This window comes from Paraburkholderia kirstenboschensis (assembly GCF_904848585.1).
GTDB classification, from domain to species: Bacteria; Pseudomonadota; Gammaproteobacteria; order Burkholderiales; family Burkholderiaceae; genus Paraburkholderia; species Paraburkholderia kirstenboschensis.
Window position 1 is genome coordinate 1 of the sequence record NZ_CAJHCR010000047.1, and the last position, 5810, is coordinate 5810.

At 57.8% G+C, this 5810-nt stretch carries 4 protein-coding genes; 1 reads left to right on the forward strand and 3 read right to left on the reverse strand.

Translation table 11 applies throughout. The features are described from left to right. Nucleotides 1-916 precede the first annotated feature (916 nt). Nucleotides 917-1213: a hypothetical protein gene (locus tag JMY24_RS37625; RefSeq protein WP_201704067.1), complete on the reverse strand. Its 297-nt coding sequence runs from the start codon at nt 1211-1213 to the stop codon at nt 917-919. 208 nt (nt 1214-1421) lie between these two features. Between JMY24_RS37625 and JMY24_RS37630 the strand changes: the two genes are divergently transcribed. Beyond that, nucleotides 1422-1610 (forward strand): hypothetical protein, encoded by a 189-nt coding sequence (locus tag JMY24_RS37630; RefSeq protein ID WP_201704069.1) that lies wholly within the window; start codon nt 1422-1424, stop codon nt 1608-1610. A gap of 606 nt (nt 1611-2216) precedes the next feature. On the opposite strand, the gene JMY24_RS37635 is transcribed toward JMY24_RS37630, so the two are convergent. Next, complete coding sequence (locus JMY24_RS37635) at nt 2217-2402, reverse strand: DUF3562 domain-containing protein (RefSeq protein ID WP_201704071.1); 186 nt, start codon at nt 2400-2402, stop codon at nt 2217-2219. A gap of 1078 nt (nt 2403-3480) precedes the next feature. Beyond that, complete coding sequence (locus tag JMY24_RS37640; protein WP_328809342.1) at nt 3481-5259, reverse strand: ATP-binding protein; 1779 nt, start codon at nt 5257-5259, stop codon at nt 3481-3483. Nucleotides 5260-5810 lie beyond the last annotated feature (551 nt).

A 5810-nucleotide genomic window follows, 5' to 3' on the forward strand; every position in this document is an offset into this window, starting at 1 on the left:
ACATCTCTCAGTTGATCGATTGATTCCGAGAGCGCAACGCGGCTATATAGTCGTCGAAACAGATTTTTTTCACGTCAAATCTGCGTTCCGGGTTTCCACACAGCCTCGACCGGATTTGGTCGCCAGGTGGCTACTCTCAGACCTTGCGCGCCGCACTGAATCACGGAAGCGAAAAGCGTCGGCTAGGTAGGTCGTCCTATCGTTCAGAACCCTCGTTTAATACCCGGCTCATTGCGAGCAACGGACGCTATGCCCACATTAGTGGCCGCAGGCGTCGCAGCGCCAAATCTCAGCTTGCAAAACTCCTGCGTGCTCGGCTACTCGCACGGCGCAGCATGCGCAACGGTCGCATCCACCAGCGGCTCGGCAAGCGATGGTAGGTGAGGCTACGCCGAATCGCGTCCGACCGATGCTTCTCCGCATTCACGGCGGACTGGTCTCGTATAGGCCGCCAGTATTTCGTCACATTCCGCCTGCGCTCCAAGGGTCAGGGCACCGCTGGATTTACTGTCACGATTCGCCGGTAGCTTAAGTTGTGTGACCATGGTGGCTTTTATTCGTGGTACGCAAGAACAGCGCGCACCCCTGTGCTTGGAGATTCGAGGTAGCAATGACAGAATGCTTTCTTAGCCCTCACGAAATTGCGACGACTAATCGTCGTCCATACTGCGCCAGACCAGATACAGCATGCTGACGCTGACGCCGTCAGTCTGCTGCGAGCAGAACTGGTGAGATTGCTTCCCGCAGTTTCCGGTCGTGTCCGTTTGGCGACCACATTGAAAGGCAGAGAATTACTGCGGCGGTTCGGATTATTCACGAATGGCAGCAGTTTCATTGATGCCAGCGATTCGGAAGCCTTCGAAGGCTGTCGAAAATTCTAGTCGCCGTATTGACGGCAGAAATTCAACTCGCCCACTCAATTTTGGATGAAATCCGTCGCCTCGAGAACGACGCGTCGCCCGTCGGCCAGCAACGCTTTTCCCTTGATGGCACGGGCAATACGTGGATGGTTCAACTGGAAGGCAAGTAAAACCTGCGTACGCTCCTGATTGTAAGCGCCGAGACGCTCGCACGCAGCTTCGAACGAAAGTGTGAAAGCTTGATACCCGAACGTCAGGCTGTAAACGGAGAAAAGCACTCCATCGTCGCGTGAGAAGATGGCCGGTGTAAATTTCAGTTCTTCGCTTGCAAGCGTGCCAGTAGTCACATTCATCTTTTTGCTCCGGACGAGGTCAGGGGCGACTGCGGCCCGAGGCATCGGGTGAGGGTTGCAGTTCGAGCGCAGGAGACGTAAACCAGTTGAGCCGTCGTCGAACGCTAGCCGCTCAATCACCGAGCGTCGTCTTTGCTGCTTTGGTTTTCATGCGAGCTGTGTCTGGTGCGCATGAATAGCATACCCTCTTGCGCTGTATCACCGCCTGGTGCCCATCGCCGCCGAAAGTGGAACGCGTAACGCCCGTTATGAAGAGGCGTTCGGCATTGTGCGGACTATCGAAAAATTGCGAGCAGAACTGAAGGAGCATGCGCAGTTCGCCGATGAACTGCAGACCATCCGCGAGACCTATCGGGCCAAGCGCAATTTCATGAAGCTGCTGGCGACACTGGGCTAATGTTGCTGCCAAAGAGAACCGGGTCGCCCTTTGTCTTTTTAGTTGAATGTGGCCGAAAAGTCTTACCTGCGCAGCGCAAAGGCAGGGCCTGAACACGGACTGTTTGAGTTTGCCCAAGCGCGTTCCGCCTGCTGCATCCAGGTCCCCCGTGGAAAGCAATGATTCGACGCCAGTTTGAGGCGCACTGACAGGCCTCGCCCGTACGGCTCGACCCTGTCAGCGCCGGTGGCGCGTTCAGTTCTACGAAGCTAGGGCGCATCGGGTCTAGGACGCAATTAGTTTCGGCAAAGCCTCGCAACGGCATTGCACAGGTTGTCTTCCAGGGCAACCTGCTTACCCATTGCCGATACGGTAGGTGGTGAACCGGCGGTGGCAATGACACTGTCATTTTCATAGCCGAAGCATTGACAACTTCGCCGATGTAAGCCGTTACTCACGTCCGGACGTCGACCCGGCTGCAGCATTTCGTTGCTCGGCACCGCCAATTGTCCGTCGTCAATCTGGGCGGCAAAGACGTGGTGACATGTCGGACCAGTTTAAGACAGCGCTTTTCATCGCGGCATCCCGCAATCTCCGAGGACGGTGTACCGATTCTCCAAAGCGGCCCTAGTGCCGATGCCGCAAATGCTCGCGGACACGCTTGGCCACGAGAACTGCCATGTAATCCATTATCCGCGCGCCGTCACTGTATTCGGCCCACGTGTCGTTATACAGCTTCGACACGGTCTCCGTAGGAGTGTTGGTGTCAGAGGCAATCGCCTTGATGACATCTTCAACGTTGGGCTGGGCCATGGTGCGCTCCTGGCGTTGATTAGGAATGGCAACTTCGGGAGGTCGATTAGACGACGCTGCCCACCCGTACGCAAATTGAATAGGCCTATCGCTTCCCGCACGTCAGTCGTCTTCTTCTTGTCTGCAGATACATTCCTTGCGTTCTGCTGACCCCTGGTGCGCTTACTGCACTGCTTCGCGCCAGACGCTGATGAACTTCGGAATGCTCATCTAGGCGTGCACTGCATAAATTCAATCCTGTCTTTTTGACCGCGAGATACGCAAGGGGCGGAGGTCAACAGCTTGTCAGGGGTGTAGCGCAGCAGGCCGGGTTGCGAGGGTAACCGGCGACATGGAAGCTGTCGGTCGCCTTTTTTGCTTCACGCTTGGCTGCTGCAGCCAGCGTAGCGATGGATTCGCTATCCCCCTAAGGGGTGTCAAACAGGTGACAGACCGGAAGGCCCCGATAGGCTAGCGACTTATGGCACGTTGGCGAAACGGGGGCGTAGCCTTCCTCTCGTCCCTAAGATTCCGCTGCGCATGGCCAACTAAGTGGTGTGCTTACCCCACAGTCCCGCGCGTAGCACGTTGCCCACGCGAAATGCACTTGCCGAGCGCACATTGCATAAAGTCATTAGTTTCAGCGGGTTGTTCTGTTTGCTCTCGAATTGTCCACAGGCTTCTAAACAGAATTTGTGGACAACCTGGCGAGTACGCGCGGGCGGTGGCATCATCGATGCAGTCCTGGGGGGAGTGTGGCCGGGCGAAGCATCAGGAAGACGACGAAGAAGGTCATTTAGGCTCCGAGCAATGCAGGCAGCTTTTGCGAAGCCCGCGACGAGCAGGCTGGTTGTGAGAACGCGCCGACAACTGCAGGAGCTTAAGCAGACCGGGCAGGGTCGCAGGACAGAAGCGCGCGATACCCTCTGGGCGGCGAGGCCGTTCCGGCAGTTGCCTGATGAGAAGCGGGCGAAGTAGAAAGTCGTGCGCGCGGGTTGACCATGCCGGCGTCCGACTGAAAGAAAACCGCAGCCCTCAAGCACAGATGCCTTGAAGCAGGTTTGACCGTGAAAAAGCGAACTGTTTAGCGCTGTGTCCTTCAGAGCGGCTGCGCTGAAACCAGCGCGCTCAGTTCCTCCATTCTGAACGGCTTGGCGAGAATCGGGACGCCCAGCCGCTCGGCGCGTTCGAGTTCTTCGGCGTATCCGGTCATCAAGGCAATATTTTGCGCAGGCCACCGATGACGCACCCGTTCGGCCAGGTCGATACCGTTTAACCTGCCGGGCATGTGAACGTCGCTCAGGATGACGTCAAAGCTCGTTCCTGAATCGAGGACGTCTAGTGCTGCATCCGCGCTCGTTTCATGATGAACATGGCAACCAAAGACCTCGAGGACCGCTGCGATGCCTGCGGCAACTTCCGCATTGTCTTCCACAAGGAGGACTGCACTTTGCGGGACGCCCATCCCCGCCTGCCCGGTCGGCGGCTCGCTTGGAAGTGTCAGTTCAGCGCGGCTCTGATAGCGAGGCAGATACAGGAATACGGTGGTTCCGCGCCCAGGGACGCTTTCGACGCGTGCGGCTCCGCCGGCCTGTTCACAAGTAGCCAGTACCTGCGCCAGGCCGAGGCCTGTCCCTGACCCGCGAGGTTTCGTCGTGAAAAGCGGTTCAAACGCGCGTCGCGCGACGGCGTCTGTCATGCCCTCGCCGTCGTCTGTGCACGATAGCTCCACGTACTCACCCGCAGGGACATTTGCATCGGTCACAGGCAACGCCGCGTTGCGGCAACGAACGGTGAAATGGCCGCCGTCAGGCATGGCATCCCTCGCATTCACGGCGACGTTGATGATGGCGACTTCCAGCTCGGTTGGGTCAATGCACACATTCCACACATCGGGGGCGACCTCCACGTCTAACGAGACGTGGCTGCCTAACGACGTGTTCAGGATTCCTGCAACTGCTGGTAGCCAGGCGCGGAACTCAATTTGCTGCTCTTTGAGCGGCTGTTTTCTCGCAACGCTGGGTAAGCACCGCGTTAGTGATTCCGCGTTTACCATCGCCCGCTTCATGGTGAGCGCTTCGTGTTCCACATTGTCGTAACGTTTGCGGCGCACGATTTCCAGGTTTGCCGAAATAACCATTAGAAGGTTGTTGAAATCGTGGGCGACACTCGAGACCAGGTTACCGATTGCCCCCATGCGCTGGGACTGCCTGGCCGATTCCTCAGCCAGCGTCCGGGCGGTGACCTCCATGCGCCAGCTCTCCCACGCGGCTTGCTCCGTGTCGATTTGCCGAAGGGAAAAAAGCACCAACACCCAGATTCCAATGCACGGTAGCAGGGTGACGGCGGCGGCGAGGGCATAGTGATGCCACCACATCTCGAAGACGACCGCGGTGGAGTAGCCGCTCACTGCGTACAGCGGAAAACTACCGACCTGTTTGAATGCAAACAGTCGCTCAACGCCATCTACGGTCGAGGGCATTCGCGCATGGCCAGCGCGCAGACCCTCTTGCAGAACGCGAGCAACCGAAGCCTGCTGAGGTGGTGACGCTCCTGGCGCACCGGGCGGCGCGACGGGGTAACGGACGAGAATGCTTCCGTCTTCGCGCTCAAGACCAAGAACCAACGCCGGGTCATCACCGACCAGCTCCTTGTAGAAGTCGGTGAAGTACTCGCGTCGCAACGCAATTGACACAATGCCGAGGAAGGTCCCGTCTATCCCGAGCCGGTCAACGTTTGTTTCAAGCACGTTTTTCTGTGAGCCTTTGCCAAGCGATGGCAGGGAGATGTGAAATCTCGGGGCGGCCCGCGTAGCGAAGAAATTGTTGCCATCAGGGATTGCAATGACCGGCACCGGAAAGTAGTTGCTGTTCGCCAACAGCGTCCCGTCGACGCCGAAACCGAGATGGCCGAGACCTGTGGGAAATCGCTGGCAATGCTTTTAAGCTTTGAGTGGACGCTCGACTGATGTGCCCGAAGCTCTGCATCGTCACTGTCGTTGAGCATGTCCAGGACACGAAGAGACATTTCGCCGTTCAGCTCCAACACCTTCAGCGCGTGCTCTTGCGCAACGCGGGCGAGATGGTCAACAGTTGCGTTCGCATCCGCCATCCGGCGCGTGTAATCAGAGTACCCGTAGACAGCAAGACCCAGCAGTGGGACCACTACCGCGACGGCCAGAACAAGTGTGAGAACGCGGCGTCTCGCGGCGACATTGCGCGATGGAAGCGCCGCTTCTGGAGGGTAGCTTTGCTTGTTGAACAGGTCCGACATCTCCGGTGATTTGGGGGACGATTGGAAGCGGTGTCCGGACACAGTGGCGGATTCAACCGGTCGATGCAACACACTGAAGACTGCGCAAGCAGCAGGAGTGTTGCACATGAAGCAGAGACGCCGGATTTATTACAGTGAGACGCAGAAAGCGCTGAT